Origin of the sequence: Streptomyces sp. NPDC019937 (assembly GCF_040631655.1) — a bacterium.
Lineage (GTDB): Bacteria > Actinomycetota > Actinomycetes > Streptomycetales > Streptomycetaceae > Streptomyces.
The window spans coordinates 53538-66982 of record NZ_JBEYAL010000008.1; the positions used below are offsets into that span (position 1 = coordinate 53538).

13 protein-coding genes are annotated in these 13445 nt (G+C 71.0%); 7 read left to right on the top strand and 6 right to left on the bottom strand.

All coding sequences use genetic code 11. From position 1 onward, the window contains the following. Window positions 1–11: 11 nt before the first annotated feature. Window positions 12–1088, bottom strand: a complete 1077-nt coding sequence (locus ABZ562_RS09945; protein WP_361476129.1) for a helix-turn-helix transcriptional regulator — start codon at window positions 1086–1088, stop codon at window positions 12–14. Next, on the bottom strand, window positions 1088–2032 hold the full coding sequence (locus ABZ562_RS09950; protein WP_361476131.1) for a DUF4097 family beta strand repeat-containing protein: 945 nt from the start codon (window positions 2030–2032) through the stop codon (window positions 1088–1090). Before ABZ562_RS09950 ends, ABZ562_RS09945 begins: the two co-directional genes overlap by 1 nt. A gap of 368 nt (window positions 2033–2400) precedes the next feature. On the opposite strand from ABZ562_RS09950, the gene ABZ562_RS09955 reads away from it, so the two are divergent. The 3 genes from ABZ562_RS09955 to ABZ562_RS09965 are packed head-to-tail and all read left to right on the top strand — an operon-like array spanning window position 2401 to window position 6500. Then, window positions 2401–5106, top strand: a complete 2706-nt coding sequence (locus tag ABZ562_RS09955) for a non-ribosomal peptide synthetase (protein WP_361476133.1) — start codon at window positions 2401–2403, stop codon at window positions 5104–5106. Further along, on the top strand, window positions 5103–6071 hold the full coding sequence (locus ABZ562_RS09960) for an NAD(P)-dependent oxidoreductase (protein ID WP_361476135.1): 969 nt from the start codon (window positions 5103–5105) through the stop codon (window positions 6069–6071). Before ABZ562_RS09955 ends, ABZ562_RS09960 begins: the two co-directional genes overlap by 4 nt. A gap of 15 nt (window positions 6072–6086) precedes the next feature. Further along, on the top strand, window positions 6087–6500 hold the full coding sequence (locus ABZ562_RS09965) for a nuclear transport factor 2 family protein (protein WP_361476137.1): 414 nt from the start codon (window positions 6087–6089) through the stop codon (window positions 6498–6500). 137 nt (window positions 6501–6637) lie between these two features. Here the strand turns inward: ABZ562_RS09965 and ABZ562_RS09970 are convergent, their stop codons facing one another. Next, window positions 6638–7258 carry a malonic semialdehyde reductase gene (locus ABZ562_RS09970; RefSeq protein WP_361476139.1) on the bottom strand — a complete coding sequence of 207 codons (621 nt, stop codon included), beginning with the start codon at window positions 7256–7258 and terminating at the stop codon, window positions 6638–6640. A 152-nt stretch (window positions 7259–7410) separates the two neighbouring features. Here ABZ562_RS09970 and ABZ562_RS09975 point away from each other — a divergent pair, with 152 nt between their 5' ends. Beyond that, window positions 7411–8073 (top strand): TetR/AcrR family transcriptional regulator, encoded by a 663-nt coding sequence (locus tag ABZ562_RS09975; protein WP_361476141.1) that lies wholly within the window; start codon window positions 7411–7413, stop codon window positions 8071–8073. Window positions 8074–8093: 20 nt separating this feature from the next. Then, window positions 8094–8909, top strand: a complete 816-nt coding sequence (locus ABZ562_RS09980) for an AfsR/SARP family transcriptional regulator (protein ID WP_361476143.1) — start codon at window positions 8094–8096, stop codon at window positions 8907–8909. 21 nt (window positions 8910–8930) lie between these two features. On the opposite strand, the gene ABZ562_RS09985 is transcribed toward ABZ562_RS09980, so the two are convergent. Next, window positions 8931–9530 (bottom strand): TetR/AcrR family transcriptional regulator, encoded by a 600-nt coding sequence (locus ABZ562_RS09985; protein WP_361476145.1) that lies wholly within the window; start codon window positions 9528–9530, stop codon window positions 8931–8933. Between the two features lie 107 nt (window positions 9531–9637). Between ABZ562_RS09985 and ABZ562_RS09990 the strand changes: the two genes are divergently transcribed. Next, on the top strand, window positions 9638–10375 hold the full coding sequence (locus ABZ562_RS09990) for a 3-oxoacyl-ACP reductase family protein (RefSeq protein WP_361476449.1): 738 nt from the start codon (window positions 9638–9640) through the stop codon (window positions 10373–10375). A gap of 18 nt (window positions 10376–10393) precedes the next feature. Here the strand turns inward: ABZ562_RS09990 and ABZ562_RS09995 are convergent, their stop codons facing one another. Continuing rightward, entirely contained in the window at window positions 10394–10576 is a 183-nt protein-coding gene (locus ABZ562_RS09995; RefSeq protein ID WP_361476147.1) for a DUF6104 family protein, read from the bottom strand. A gap of 63 nt (window positions 10577–10639) precedes the next feature. Beyond that, window positions 10640–11938 (bottom strand): XRE family transcriptional regulator, encoded by a 1299-nt coding sequence (locus ABZ562_RS10000; protein ID WP_361476149.1) that lies wholly within the window; start codon window positions 11936–11938, stop codon window positions 10640–10642. Window positions 11939–12202: 264 nt separating this feature from the next. Between ABZ562_RS10000 and ABZ562_RS10005 the strand changes: the two genes are divergently transcribed. Further along, on the top strand, window positions 12203–13312 hold the full coding sequence (locus ABZ562_RS10005; RefSeq protein ID WP_361476151.1) for a methyltransferase domain-containing protein: 1110 nt from the start codon (window positions 12203–12205) through the stop codon (window positions 13310–13312). Window positions 13313–13445 lie beyond the last annotated feature (133 nt).

Consider the following 13445-nt stretch of genomic DNA (forward strand, 5'->3'; position numbering starts at 1 on the left):
GCGCCCGGGGGCTACTCGCCAACCGGGCCGCGCAGCCGACCGGTGATCCGGGCCGCCGTCTGAGCCAGCCGGCGGCGGGCGTCGGCCAGTTGGGCATCGGTCACCCCGTGGTCCCGGGCGGCGTCGCGGATGTCGTCGCGGAAGCGGTCGAGCAGCCGGTCCAGATCGCGGGCGGGGTTGTCCGACGGCGTGAACTCCGCGGCCCAGGCGGGTTCGGCCGGTGCGCCGCCCCCGTCACCGCTACCGCCACCCTCGCCGCCGTCGTGCCGGGCGGCGCCGGGCGCCGGTTCCGGTGCGTCCGCGTGCGGGGCGGCGGTCCTCGTCCCCTCGTCCGGGCCCGTCCACCCCGGCGGGAACACGCCCTGCCGGGAGAGCCGGCTCATGCTGCGGGACACCTCGCCGAGCCCGTCCCGTACCGCCCGCTGCCAGTCGCCCGCCCGGATGTGCTCCTGCGTCTGCTCCTGGACCCGCCGGGCGACCCGCTGGACCTCTTCGAGCGCGAACTCCTGGGCGTCCTTGGCCTGCTTACGGGCGCGCTGGGCGTCCTGCCGGGCGCGGCGGCTCTCCTCCTTGGCGCGGCGGGCCTGTTCCTTCCACTCCTCCTTGGCGCGCCGCATCTCCTCCTTCGCCTGCCGCCAGCTCTCGCCGCCGTCCCAGGGGCCGTCCCAGGGGCCCTGTGCGCCCGCGCCGCCTTCGGAGGTGCGGGCCTGCCGGGCCGCCTCCCGCATCTCCCGCCGCAGATCGTCGGCGGAGCCGCGGACGTCCTCGCGGATCTCGGCGGCGAGTTCGGCCATGGATTCGCGGATCTCCAGCTCCAGGTCGGCCAGTTCGCCACTGCGGTCGGCGAGTTCGGCGCGTCCGGCGTCGGTGATGGAGTAGACCTTGCGGCCGCCTTCGGTGGTGTGGGTGACCAGGCCTTCGGCCTCCAGCTTGGCCAGGCGCGGGTAGACGGTGCCCGCGGAGGGCGCGTACAGCCCCTGGAAGCGCTCCTCCAGCAGCCGGATGACCTCGTAGCCGTGGCGCGGGGCCTCGTCGAGCAGCTTGAGCAGGTACAGGCGGAGTCGGCCGTGGGCGAATACGGGGGGCATCAGAGGACCCTTCCCTGCGGACCGCCGGTGGTGCCGGAGCCGTCGGTGGTGGCCGGGCTTCCCGCCGTGCTCTCGGTGCCACCGCCGGGCGGCCCGTCACGGAAGCCGTCCCCGTCCCCGTCCCCCTCGATGGGCGGGCGCCGCAACAGCGCTATCGCGCCGGAGACGGTGGTGGCCTTGAGGCTGCCCCGGCCCGCGCCCAGGTTCCCGGTGATCCGCTTGGCGCCCCACTGGCCGGTGATCCGCAGATCCTCGAAGGCGTTGGAGACGGGCCCGCTCGCGGTGTTGGCCTCGATCCTGGCGTCGGCGGGGTGCGGCAGCCGGATGGCGATCTCACCGGAGACGGTGGTGAGGCTGATGTCCGCGCGCTCCGCGCTCGGGGCGAGGTCGAGCACCATGTTGCCGCTGACGGAGTCGGCCTTGACGACCGGGCCCGAGCCCTCGATGACGGTGAGGTCGCCTGAGACGGAGTTGAAGAGCAGATCGCCGGTGACGGCCTGGGCCTCGACCCGGCCGGAGACGGTGTCCGCGCGCACCGGGCCGGTCAGCCCGACGAGGGTGGCGTCGCCCGACACGCCGCGCACATCCGTCCGGCCGCCCAGCCCGGAGGCGACGGCGGAGGCGCTGACGACCCCGATCGAGGCGGCGGCGGAGGTGGGCACGGCGAGGGTGACGTGGGCGGTGCGGTGGTAGCCCTTGCGGTCGAGCCATTTGAGCAGGCCCTTCCACGGGAGGTCGTCGTACGCGACGCTCAGGGTGCCGTCCCGCAGGGTCACCTTCAGCGGTGGGCCCTCGATGTCGGAGAGCTCCAGCCGGGCGGGGCCGCCGTCGGTCCCGACCACGTTGACCGTGCCGTCCACGATGCGCACGTGGAGCGCGGAGACGGGCTCGTCGAAGGTGAGCTTCTGTGGTTCGCCGAACGACCACTCTGACCGGGCTGACATCCCTGGCCTCCCTGGCTGGATGCGGTCACGCAACATATCGCGTCTGACTACACACGATATATCGCGGTTCGCTGGAGTCAAGCCCGTCCCGGACCGGGGTGGGGCACCTCGGCCCGGATGCCTTTGTCGCGCGGAGGTATCCGGATTTCCGCTAGAGCATCGCTAGAGCGTTGGTGGAGCATCATGGAGTACGAATGTTCGAGACTGTTACCTTCGTGCCCCCAGAATCGGGAAGAAAGAGGGCAGTGAAGGTAATGGCGTCACAACCCTTCAAATACTCGGTGCCACGCGATTCTCAGGATCTGCGCTCTGTTGCCCAGTTACTCTTGCGGGCGGCCCACCACCACCCCGATTCCGGGGTACGTTACGTGACGGCCGAGGCGGAGCGCGCGGCAACGCGCCAGACCTACCCGGAACTTCTGCGTTCCGCGCGCCAACTCCTCACCCCGCTGCGCGAGTGCGGGCTGCGGCCGGGCGACAAGGTGGCCCTGCTGCTGGAGGACCAGCGGGAATTCCTGACGGTCTTCTGGGCCTGTCTGCTGGGCGGGTTCGTACCGTGCCCGATGGTGCCGATCACCGGCGACCCGGCCCGCTGGGCCGCCCAGCTTTCCCACATAGGCCGGCTTCTGGACCGTCCGCTGCTGGTCACCACCGACGCGATGGGCGCCGAACTGCCCGATGTGCCCGGGCTCGCCGTGGCCACGGTGGAGCGTCTGCGGGACGCGGACAGCGCGCCCGGCGCGGACGGCGGGGCGCCGGCCGAGACGCATATCGCCGCACCGGAGGACCTTGCCCTGCTGGTGCTGACCTCCGGCTCCACCGGAAATTCCAAAGCGGTCATGCTCACCCATGGAAATATTCTCGCTGCCATGGCCGGAAAGGCCGGGAAGCAGCAACTCACGGACGCCGACACCACCTTCAACTGGATTTCCTACGACCATGTCGCCGCGCTCCTGGAAGCGCATATGCTGCCGCTGTACGTCGGCGCCGAACAACTGCATACGGAGGCGTCGGTCGTCCTCGGGGAACCGCTGAACTTTCTCCGTATCATCTCCCGCCACAAGGTCACGATGACCTTCACCCCGAATTTCCTCCTCGGCCCGCTGAACGCATCGGCCCGGGAGCTGGCCGAGGAGATATCGGCGGGCGGTGAAGGACTCGACCTCGGCTCGCTGCGGCATATCGTGAGCGGCGGCGAGGCCAATGTCGTCGCCACCGGCGAGGCGTTCCTCGCCCACTACGCCCCGTACGGACTGCGGGCCTCCGCCCTCTGGCCCGCCTTCGGGATGACCGAGACCTGCGCCGGGTCCATCTACAACCGTGCCTTTCCCGTCACCGACGTGGGCCAGGAGTTCGCCAACCTCGGCACCCCCGTCGAGGGGCTGAGCATCCGGGTCGCCGACGACGACCACCGGCCACTGCCTGCGGGCGAGGTCGGGGAACTCCAGCTCAACGGGCCGATGATCACCGGTGGCTACTACAACGACGAGGCCGCCACCAAGGAGGCCTTCACCCCCGACGGCTGGTTCCGCAGCGGCGACCTCGGCCGCATCGACGACGGCCGGCTGACCCTCGTCGGACGCAGCAAGGACAGCATCATCGTCAACGGCGTCAACTACTTCAGCCATGAGATCGAGGCCGCGCTGGAGCAGCTCGACGGGGTGGCGGGCGGCTATGTCGCGGCGTTCCCCACCCGCCGCCCGGGCAGCGACACCGAGCAGCTGGTGATCGCGCTCCACCCCGAACTCGCGGACGACGACGAGCCCGGACTCCACCGTCTGATCACCGCCGTGCGCTCCACCGTGGTGATCCACTGGGGCTTCCGGCCGTCCCTCATCCTGCCGCTGCCCCGGGAGGCGTTCCCCAAGACCAGCCTGGGCAAGACGCTGCGCCGGCGGATGCGGAAGCGGCTGGAGTCCGGCGGCTTCGACGAGGTCATCGAGCGGGTGGCGGAGCTGACCACCCGGCGGCTGGGCGGCCACACCCCGCCGGAGGGCGAGACGGAACGGGTCCTCGCCGAAATCTACGCCGAGATGTTCGACACCACCCCGGAGCGGATCAGCGCGACGGCGAGCTTCTTCGACCTCGGCGGCACCTCACTGGACATCCTGCGGCTGCGGCACCAGGTCACCCGGCGGCTCGGGGTGGCGGATCTGCCGATCATCACCGTGCTCACCTCGCCCTCGGTACGGCAGCTCGCCGCCCGGCTGACCGGGGGCGGCCCGTCCGCGCCCGAGGCGTACGACCCGGTCGTGCCGCTGCAGACGGGCGGCGCGAAGACCCCGCTGTTCTGTGTGCACCCGGGGGTCGGCGAGGTCCTGGTCTTCGTCAACCTCGCCAAGTACTTCGTCGGCGACCGGCCGTTCTACGCGCTGCGCGCCCGCGGGTTCAACGAGGGCGAGAAGCCCTTCGAGAGCTTCCAGGAGATGGTGGACGCTTACGTGCGGGCGATCCGCGCCCGGCAGCCGCACGGCCCGTACGCGGTCGCCGGGTATTCGTACGGCGGCGCCGTGGCCTTCGAGATCGCCAAGGCCCTGGAGGCGGAGGGCGAGCGCGTCGACTTCACCGGCAGCTTCAACCTGCCGCCGCACATCAAGTACCGCATGGACGAACTCGACTTCATCGAGACCGCCGTCAATCTCGCCTTCTTCCTCGACCTGATCAACAAGAAGCAGTCCCTCGACCTCCCGGACGAGCTGCGCGCCCTGCCCCAGCGGGAACAGCTCGCACACCTGCTGCGGATCGCCCCACAGCGCCGGCTGGCCGAACTCGACCTGGACATGGACAAGTTCGCCGCCTGGGCGGAGCTGGCCCACGGGCTCACCGGCCTGGGCCGCACCTACCAGCCCAGCGGCACCACCCGCTCCATGACCGTCTTCTACGCCATCCCGCTGCGCGGCACCAAGGAGGACTGGCTGAACAACGAACTCCGCCGATGGGACGAGCACACCACGGAGCCGAACCGGTATGTCGACGTCCCCGGTGAGCACTACACCCTCATGGGTCCCCAGCACGTCGCGGCCTTCCAGGCCATCCTCCGCAAGGAGCTGGACCGCGCGCTGGGCGACGGATGACCAGGACCACGGAAGAGGAGAAGAGCACGGTGGAAGGCAAGAAGATCCTGGTCACCGGCGGCACCGGGCAGGTCGCCCGGCCGGTGGCGGAGGCCCTGGCGGCGGACAACGAGGTGTGGTGCCTGGGCCGGTTCGGCAGTCCCGGCGTCGAGGAGGAGCTGCGCGCCCGGGGCATCACCACCTTCCGCTGGGACATGAACGACCTGGGGGAGTCCGGCTACGAGGGGCTGCCGGACGACTTCACCCATGTCTTCCACTCGGCGGTGCGGCGCGGCGAGGACGGCGACTTCAACGCCGCCGCTGAGGTCAACTCCATCGCCTGCGGACGGCTGATGACCCACTGCCGCACCGCCGAGTCGTTCCTGTTCGTCTCGACCGGCGCGCTCTACAAGCGGCAGACCCTCGACCATCCGTACGCCGAGGACGACCCCGTCGACGGCGTGGCCGACTGGCTGCCCTGCTACCCCGTGGGCAAGATCGCCGCCGAGGGCGCGGTGCGGGCGTTCGCCGGGGTGCTGAACCTGCCGACCACCATCGCCCGGCTCAACATCGCCTACGGTCCGGGCGGCTACGGCGGGGTGCCGATGCTGTACTTCAAGCGGATGCTCGCGGGCGAGCCCATCCCGGTGCCCGTCGAGGGCCAGAACTGGTGCTCGCTGCTGCACACCGACGACCTGGTCGCCCAGGTGCCCGCGCTGTGGGCGGCCGCGGCGTCCCCCGCCACCCTGGTCAACTGGGGCGGCGATGAACCGGTCGGGATGACCGATCTGGTGCGGTACCTGGAGGAGCTGAGCGGGATCGAGGCGCGGCTCGTACCGAGTGAGGTGACGCGGGAGACGTACCAGTTCGCCCCCACGCGCCGCCGGGAGATCACCGGCCCCTGCCGGGTGCCCTGGCGCGAGGGCGTACGCCGCACGCTCCAGGCCCTCCATCCCGAGCACATCAAGCCGGCCTACGCCGCCTGAGGAGGGACGAAGACCGTGGCATCACGCAACATCGAGGCCATCCGCGCCGCCTACGCGGGGTTCCGGGACCGCGACGTCGAGGGGATCCTGTCGGCCATGCACCCGGACGTCGAGTGGGTCCACCCGGCCGGGATGGCGAAGTACGGCCTCGGCGGCACCAAGCTGGGCCACGCGGGGATCAAGGAGTTCCTGGCGCACGTTCCGAGCGTGCTGGGCGGGATGAGACTCGCCCCGCAGGAGTTCATCGAGCAGGGCGACCGGGTCGTGGTGTTCGGCACCCGGGAGGTGACGTCGCGCGGCGGCAGAACCGCCACCCTGGACTTCGTCCACTCGTGGACGATGCGGGACGGCAGGGCGACGAGGATGGAGGACATCTTCGACACCGTGGCCTTCCACGACCTGATCGAAGCTGACGTGAGCGAAAGCTGATGTGAGCGAAGGCTGACCGGAGCGAAAGCTGACGTGATCGACAGCTGACACCGGCCATCGGCGCGGATCCCCAGGCCGCCCGCCCCCGTTGCCGCGAGGGCGGGCGACCGCCTGTGGGGGGCCAGGGTCAGGACTGGTCAGACGGTGGTGACGACCTCGTCGTACTCCAGCCGCGGCAGACGGCCCATCCAGGAGTTCGGCCCCGGCTTGCCGATGTTGACGACGCAGACCGCCTGGTGGCGGCCGTCGCCGAAGAACTCCTTGGAGACGGCGACCGGGTCGAAGCCGGTCATGGGCCCGGCCGCGAGCCCGGCGGCGCGCACGCCCAGGATGAAGTAGCCCACCTGCAGCGCCGTGTTGAACTTCGCCGACGCCTCCCGGAAGCCCGGCTCCGCGAAGATGGCCTGCGGGTTCTCCATGAACGGAACGAGCTTCGGCAGCTCCTCGTGGAAGTCCAGGTCCGCGGCGAGGATCGCCACCAGGGGCGCCTTCGCGGTCTTCTCCTGGTTCATTCCCATCATGTGCGGCACCAGCCGGCCGCGGGCCTCCTCCGACCGCACGATGACGATGCGCAGCGGCTGCTGGTTCATCGAGGTGGGCGCGTACTTCACCAGCTCGTAGATGGCGCGGACCTGCTCCTCGGCCACCGGCTCGTCGGTGAAGGTGTTGGCCGTGCGGGCCTCCAGGAACAGCTGGTTCTGCGCCTCCGGCGCGAGGGTGAGGTGCCGCAGGGCATCGCTGTTCTCCGGTGTGCTCATCGAGCTCTCTCCTCATGACTGGTGCACGGCGCGTGGACGCGTACGCGATGGTGAATTAAATGGACTGGACGGCCTAGTCCATCGTGGTGAGGGAAGGCTAGACTCGCAGGTCCATCAAGGCAAGACCGGCTCACAGCGAGGAGGTTGGACCGTTGCGGACGGACAACGGTCCGCGGCGCGGCGCCGCGGGACGGCCGGCGGGGCCGCAGCCCGCCAAGCGCCAGGCGATACTGGAGGCGGCCGTCGCCGTCTTCCTGCGCGAGGGCTACACCCGGGCCGGCGTCGACGTCATCGCGGACCGGGCGCGGGTCTCCAAGCAGACCGTCTACAACCACTTCGGCGACAAGGAACGGCTGTTCCTCGCCGCCGTCGACGGTGAGCGGGAGCGGGTCGCCGCGGGCTTCGCGCCCGACTCGCTGCGCACCCCCTCCGCGGAGGACGACGGGAGGGACGTCCGCGCGGCCCTCACCGCCTTCGGCCACCGCGTCCTCGACGTACTCCTCGACGAACGCGCCTCCGCGCTGCGCCGCCTGGTCATCGCCGAAGTCGCCCGCCACCCCGCGCTGCGCCCCGCATGCGCCGAGGGCGAGCCCCAGCAACTGGTGAAGTACCTGGCCGAGATGCTCGGCCGCCGCACCGACCGGGGCGAGCTGGACGTCCCCGACCCCGCCTCCGCCGCCCAGCAGTTCGTGGCCCTCATCGTCCAGCAGGGCCTGTACCAGTCGATGTACGGCACCCGCCCCATCGCCGCCGTCGACGCCACGGCCATCTGCGAGAAGGCCGCCGACCTGATTGTCCGCGCGTACCGCACATGACGTGCGAGGAGGTGGCACCCATGCGTGCGAACGTTCTCGGACCGCTGACCCTGCGCCACGGCGCTCTGTCCGGAGTCCCCAGCGCGATGAAACCGCGCAAAGTCCTGTCCCTGCTGCTCCTCAACGACGGCCGCATGGTGCCGGTGCAGTCGCTGATGGCCGAGCTGTGGGGGGATCAGCCGCCGCGCACGGGGCTCACCACCCTGCAGACGTACATCCTGCACCTGCGCAAACTGCTCGCCCAGGTGCTCGGTACGTCCTCCGCCACGGTCACCCGCGACGTCCTGCAGACCAGGCCCGGCGGCTACGCGTTAGTGGTGCGCCCCGGCCAGCTCGACGTCCACGACTACCGCACCCTCGTCGCCCGGGCCGAATGCGCCCTGGAGGTCGGCGACGAACGGTCCGCCGACACCGCCTTCCGGCAGGCCCTCACCCTCTGGCAGGGCCCCGCCCTGGTCGACGTCTCCCCGCACGGCCGCCCGCTGCAGGCCGAGGTCGCCCGGCTGGAGCAGTCCCGGCTCACCGTCATCGAGCGCGGCATCGAGACCCGGCTGCGGCTCGGCGGCCATCTGGAGGTGCTGAGCGACCTCGCCTCGCTCGTCGTCGAGCACCGCTTCCACGAGGGCCTGCACAGCCAGTACATGCTGGCCCTCCACCGCTCCGGCCAGCGCACCCGTGCCCTCGGCGTCTACCACCGGCTGCGCATGACCATGACCGAGGAACTGGGTCTGGAGCCCTCCGCCAAGCTCCAGCGCCTCCAGCAGGCCGTCCTGGTCTCCGACCCCCGCCTCGACCACGAAGCGGGCACCCCGGGCCGCGGCCCGGTGGTCGCGTAACGGCTACGCCTCCGGTTCCGGCTACGCCTCGGGCTCCCAGGGCAGCCGGGTCAGGGCCAGCTCCGCGAGCCGTTCCAGATCGGCGCGGGAGGCGCCGTACGCGGCCTGCACCGCGATCCCCTCGGTGAGGGCGAGGACGTAGCGCGCCGCGTCCCGCGGCTCGGCGTTGCCGGGCAGATCGCCGGACCGGCGGGCGTCGGCGAAGCGCTCGGTCAGCATGACCTCCCCCGCCTGACGGCGGGTGCGCACCTCCGCCTTCGCCTCGGTCCCCGCGTCCCCGGTGGCCAGCGCGCCGTGGACCATCAGGCACCCGGCCGGGGTGTCGGCGCCGGTCGTGGCCTCGACCGCGCCCGTCAGCCACCGGCGCACGACCTCCCGCACGGTGCCGGCCTCCAGGGCCTTCGGGCCGTACGCGAAGACCGTGCGGGCGTAGTGGTCGACGACCTGCCCGAACAGGCCCGCCTTCGAGCCGAAGGCGCCGTAGATGCTGCCCGGCTTGAGGCCGGTGGCGGCGGACAGATCCGCCATCGTGGCGCCCTCGTACCCCTTGGCCCAGAAGACGCCGAGCGCCGCCGACAGGGCTTCCTCGGCGTCGAACTCGCGGGGTCGTCCCTTCGCCATGCCGGGGCCTCCTGGTTTTTTAGCGTGCGTTCAAGATAACAGTTGCCGCGGTGGCGGCGGGCGTGACATCTTGAACGAGCATTCAAGAAAGCGAGCAGGAGGACATGATGTCGCTACAGGGCAAGGTCGCGCTCGTCACGGGCGGTTCGCGGGGAATCGGCGAGGGCATCGCGCGCCGTCTCGCCCGGGAGGGCGCCGCGGTCGCGGTCACCTACAACGCCTCCGCGGACCGCGCGGAGGCCCTGGTGAAGGAGATCGTCGCGGACGGAGGGCAGGCGCTGGCCGTCCGGGCCGACGCCGCGGACCGCACGTCCCTCCGTACGGCCGTCACGGAGGTCGCCGACCGGCTCGGGCGCCTCGACATCCTGGTCAACAACGCGGGAGTCGCCGCCATGCGGCCGATCGAGGACCTGACCGACGCGGACTACGACCACGTCGCCGCCGTGAACCTGCGCGCCGTCTTCACCGCCACCCAGGAGGCCCTGCGCCATATCGGCGACGGCGGCCGCATCATCACGATCGGCAGCATCAACGCCGACCGCGTCCCCTTCGCCGGCGGCAGCCTCTACGCGCTGACCAAGGCGGGCGTGGCGGGCTTCACCCGCGCTCTGGCCCGCGAGGTCGGCGGCCGCGGAATCACTGTCAACACCGTCCAGCCCGGCCCCGTCGACACCGACATGAACCCGGCCGACGGCCCGTGGGCGGCGTCCGCCCTCCCCCACCTCGCGGTGGGCCGCTACGGCACGGCCGACGAGGTGGCCGGGCTCGTCGCCCATCTGGCGGGCCCCGACGCCGCGTACATCACCGGCGCCACCCTCGACGTCGACGGGGGCTACGCGGCCTGAGGCCGCCCGCACTCCTCGTCAGATGTCGTCGTCCTCGTCCTCGAGCCGGGCCAGCCAGGTCGCCAGCCGCTCCACCGGAACCTCGAAGTCCGGGTTCAGGTCGACGAACGTCCGCAGCTGCTCGGCGAGCCACTCGAACGTGACCTCCTCCTCGCCGCGTCGCTGCGCCAGCTCCTCGATGCCGCGGTCGGTGAAGTACAAGGGTCGCTCCGGGGTGGGTGTGGTGGATCTACCGGCCCAGGATATGCGTCCCGCGGCGACCGCTCAGCCGTAGCTGCCCAGTGCGTCGATCAGGCCCCGCGCCTGGGGCGCCCCGCGCCGGAGGAGGAGCGCGGCGGTGGTGTGCAACTCGTTCCAGGCGTGGGGTCGGCCCACGTCCGAGGCGTCGGCCGTGCAACCGAGCGCGGTGTGCGCGGCCGCGTCGGCGTGCCCGGCCGCGGCGAGCGCGTGTGCGAGGCACGCGCCGTACCAGGACCGATCGCGCCGGTACTGGGTGGGAAGTGCGCCGACCCCAGTGCGCAGCAGATCAACGGCGGTGTCCCAGCGGCGCAGATGCATCTCGGCCATGCCGCGCTGGAGGGTGAACCAGTTCTCACCGTAGAAGTACATCCACGGCGGCTCGTCCTCCGGTCGCTCGGCGGCGCGGGCGATGAGTTGTTGTGCCTCGTCAAGGAGGCGATGGGCCGCGTCGGCCTCGCCGCGCAGCGCGTATCCGCGAGCCTCCATCTGGGCCGCCATGCCCTGGACACCCAGTGAGGTCTTGGGGGATGCCCAGCGGGCGGCGTGCGCCAGCCGGGTGCAGCGGTCGCTGTCACCCGCCGACCAGGCCAGGTGTGCCTTCATGCTGAGCGTCGTGGCCGCCATGTCGGCGTCGGCCGCTTCCATGGCCCATTCGTGAGAACGGTCGTACCAGGCCAGAGCAGCCGATGAGTTCCCCTGGTCCTGCGCCATCCAGGCGAGGAATTGCGCGTGCTCGGAGGCGAGCCGTACGACCCGGGTGGCCAAACCGCTCGAGGCCGCGGGATGGAGGCCGACCACCGTACTCAACTGCTGGCGCATGATCCCGACGAGTGGGCGAGAGCCGATGTCGTCCTCGGCCTTGCGGTGCTCGGCGAGGAGCCGGTCGAGCCAGTCGAGGGTCGCGCTGTCGGCGCGGATGGCGCCACGCACGGTCTTCGTCAACCGGTCGAGCAGATCGGGATCCGGGGCGAGGGAGAGCAGTTCGAGCGAGGCGATGGGAGTCGCTTCGTCAGCCACCGCTCGCGGCTGGTCGCTTTCCCATGGGCGGGGGCTGAGGCCCACCAGGTGTCCTGGGATGCGTAATGCGTCGGCGATCTGGGTGATTTTTTCGTACGTCGTGATCGAACCCTCGCCCCGGGCCAATTTGCCCACGCGTTCGGGCTTGATGTCGCAGGCATCCGCGATCTTCGAGAAGCTGATCCCGCCCCATTGCCGGACCAGTTTGAAGACGGCGCCGAAATCATGGCGCTCCAGAGCCCTCCGTACGTCGGATCGGTCGAGGACGTGGGGAGGAAGCGCGGCGGGTGAGAGGTCGCTGGACATGTGATTCCCAAGTTTCGGTGACGACAGGGGGATATCAACAGTCTCAAGCCGGATTGTACCTATCATGGGGATACTCCTGATGGGGAATCGGGGCCTTCCCTGCAGTGGCACGCTGGTCACACGGGGCAATCGAAGGGGAACCAACTCCATGGGCAATCGCGGGAAGCCGTCGGCGCCGAACCCGCAACCTCAGCCGCCGTCGCCACGGGACAGCGATGGTCAGCATCCGGATGTGTCGAAGCCTGGAGGTGGGACGCACCGGAAATGAGCCCCGATGAGTTGCGGGCACAGGCCGCCGAGGCGCTCGACGGCCTGGAGGGGTTCGCCGAGCCGTGGATGCGGGAGGCTTTCCTCAAGGTGCCGCGTCATGCGTTCGTCCCCGACATGGTGTGGATCTGGCGGGACGATGCCTATCGCCCGCTGTGTGCCGCCAATGACCGCGGAGCATGGGCCGCGTTGGTGCACGATCCGCTGGCGTCCGTCGTCACCCAGGTCGACGACGGGGCGGCCGAAACCGAAGGTGTGCTGCCCACCAGTTCCATCAGCGCGCCCGACGCCGTGTTCACCATGCTCGCCGCCGCCGACGTGCGCCCCGGCATGCGGGCGTTGGAGATCGGCACCGGCACGGGATACAACGCCGCCCTGCTGTGCGAGCGCGCCGGTGCAGCAAATGTGACGTCCGTGGAGGTCGACGCAGGGCTCGCGGAGGCGGCCACCCGGCGGCTCGCCGAGGCCGGGTACCACCCCCGCGTGGTGGCCGCGGACGGCGAGGGCGGCTGGCCGCCCGACGCCCCGTACGACCGGGTGCTGTGCACGGCTTCGCTCCATCGCGTCCCCTTCGCCTGGGTGGAGCAGACGCGCCCCGGCGGGCTCATCGTCACCCCGTGGAAGACGACGCTGCAGCCGCATGGGATGGTGCGCCTGTGCGTCTCGGATGACGGCGCTTCGGCTAGCGGCCACTTCGGGCAGCCCATGTCGTTCATGGATCTGCGTGGCCAGCGCCGGCCGGACAATCCGCTCCGCGAGGTGTACACCCCCGTCTCCTGGGAGGAGAGCCGCGACAGCCGGACCGACCTCGACCTGTCCTTCCTGGACATCGACTTCCACGCCCGTTTCGCCCTCGGGCTTCTGCTGCCCGGCGTCCACTGGGACGGCGACGGATGGCTCGCCACCGCCGACTCCTGGGCGTATGTGCGGGAGGGCGGTGTGTACCAATGGGGGCCCCGTGACCTGTTCGACGAACTGGAGCGGGCGTATCGGTGGTGGCTGGAGGCCGGTTCGCCGGAGCTGTACGACTTCGGCCTCACCGTCACCGCCGGCGGCCAGGCCGCCTGGCTCGGCGATCCCGGCGCGGTCATTCCACCGTCCGGCTGAGGAGCCAGGACACCACCGCCCGCACGGCGCCGGTGAGGGCGGCGGCGGTCAGGGTGAGGAGGGTGGTGGGGCGGCGGTTCGGCATCGTTGACCTGCTTTCGTGAGACCGGCGAGGGCGCCGGGCGGTACGTTC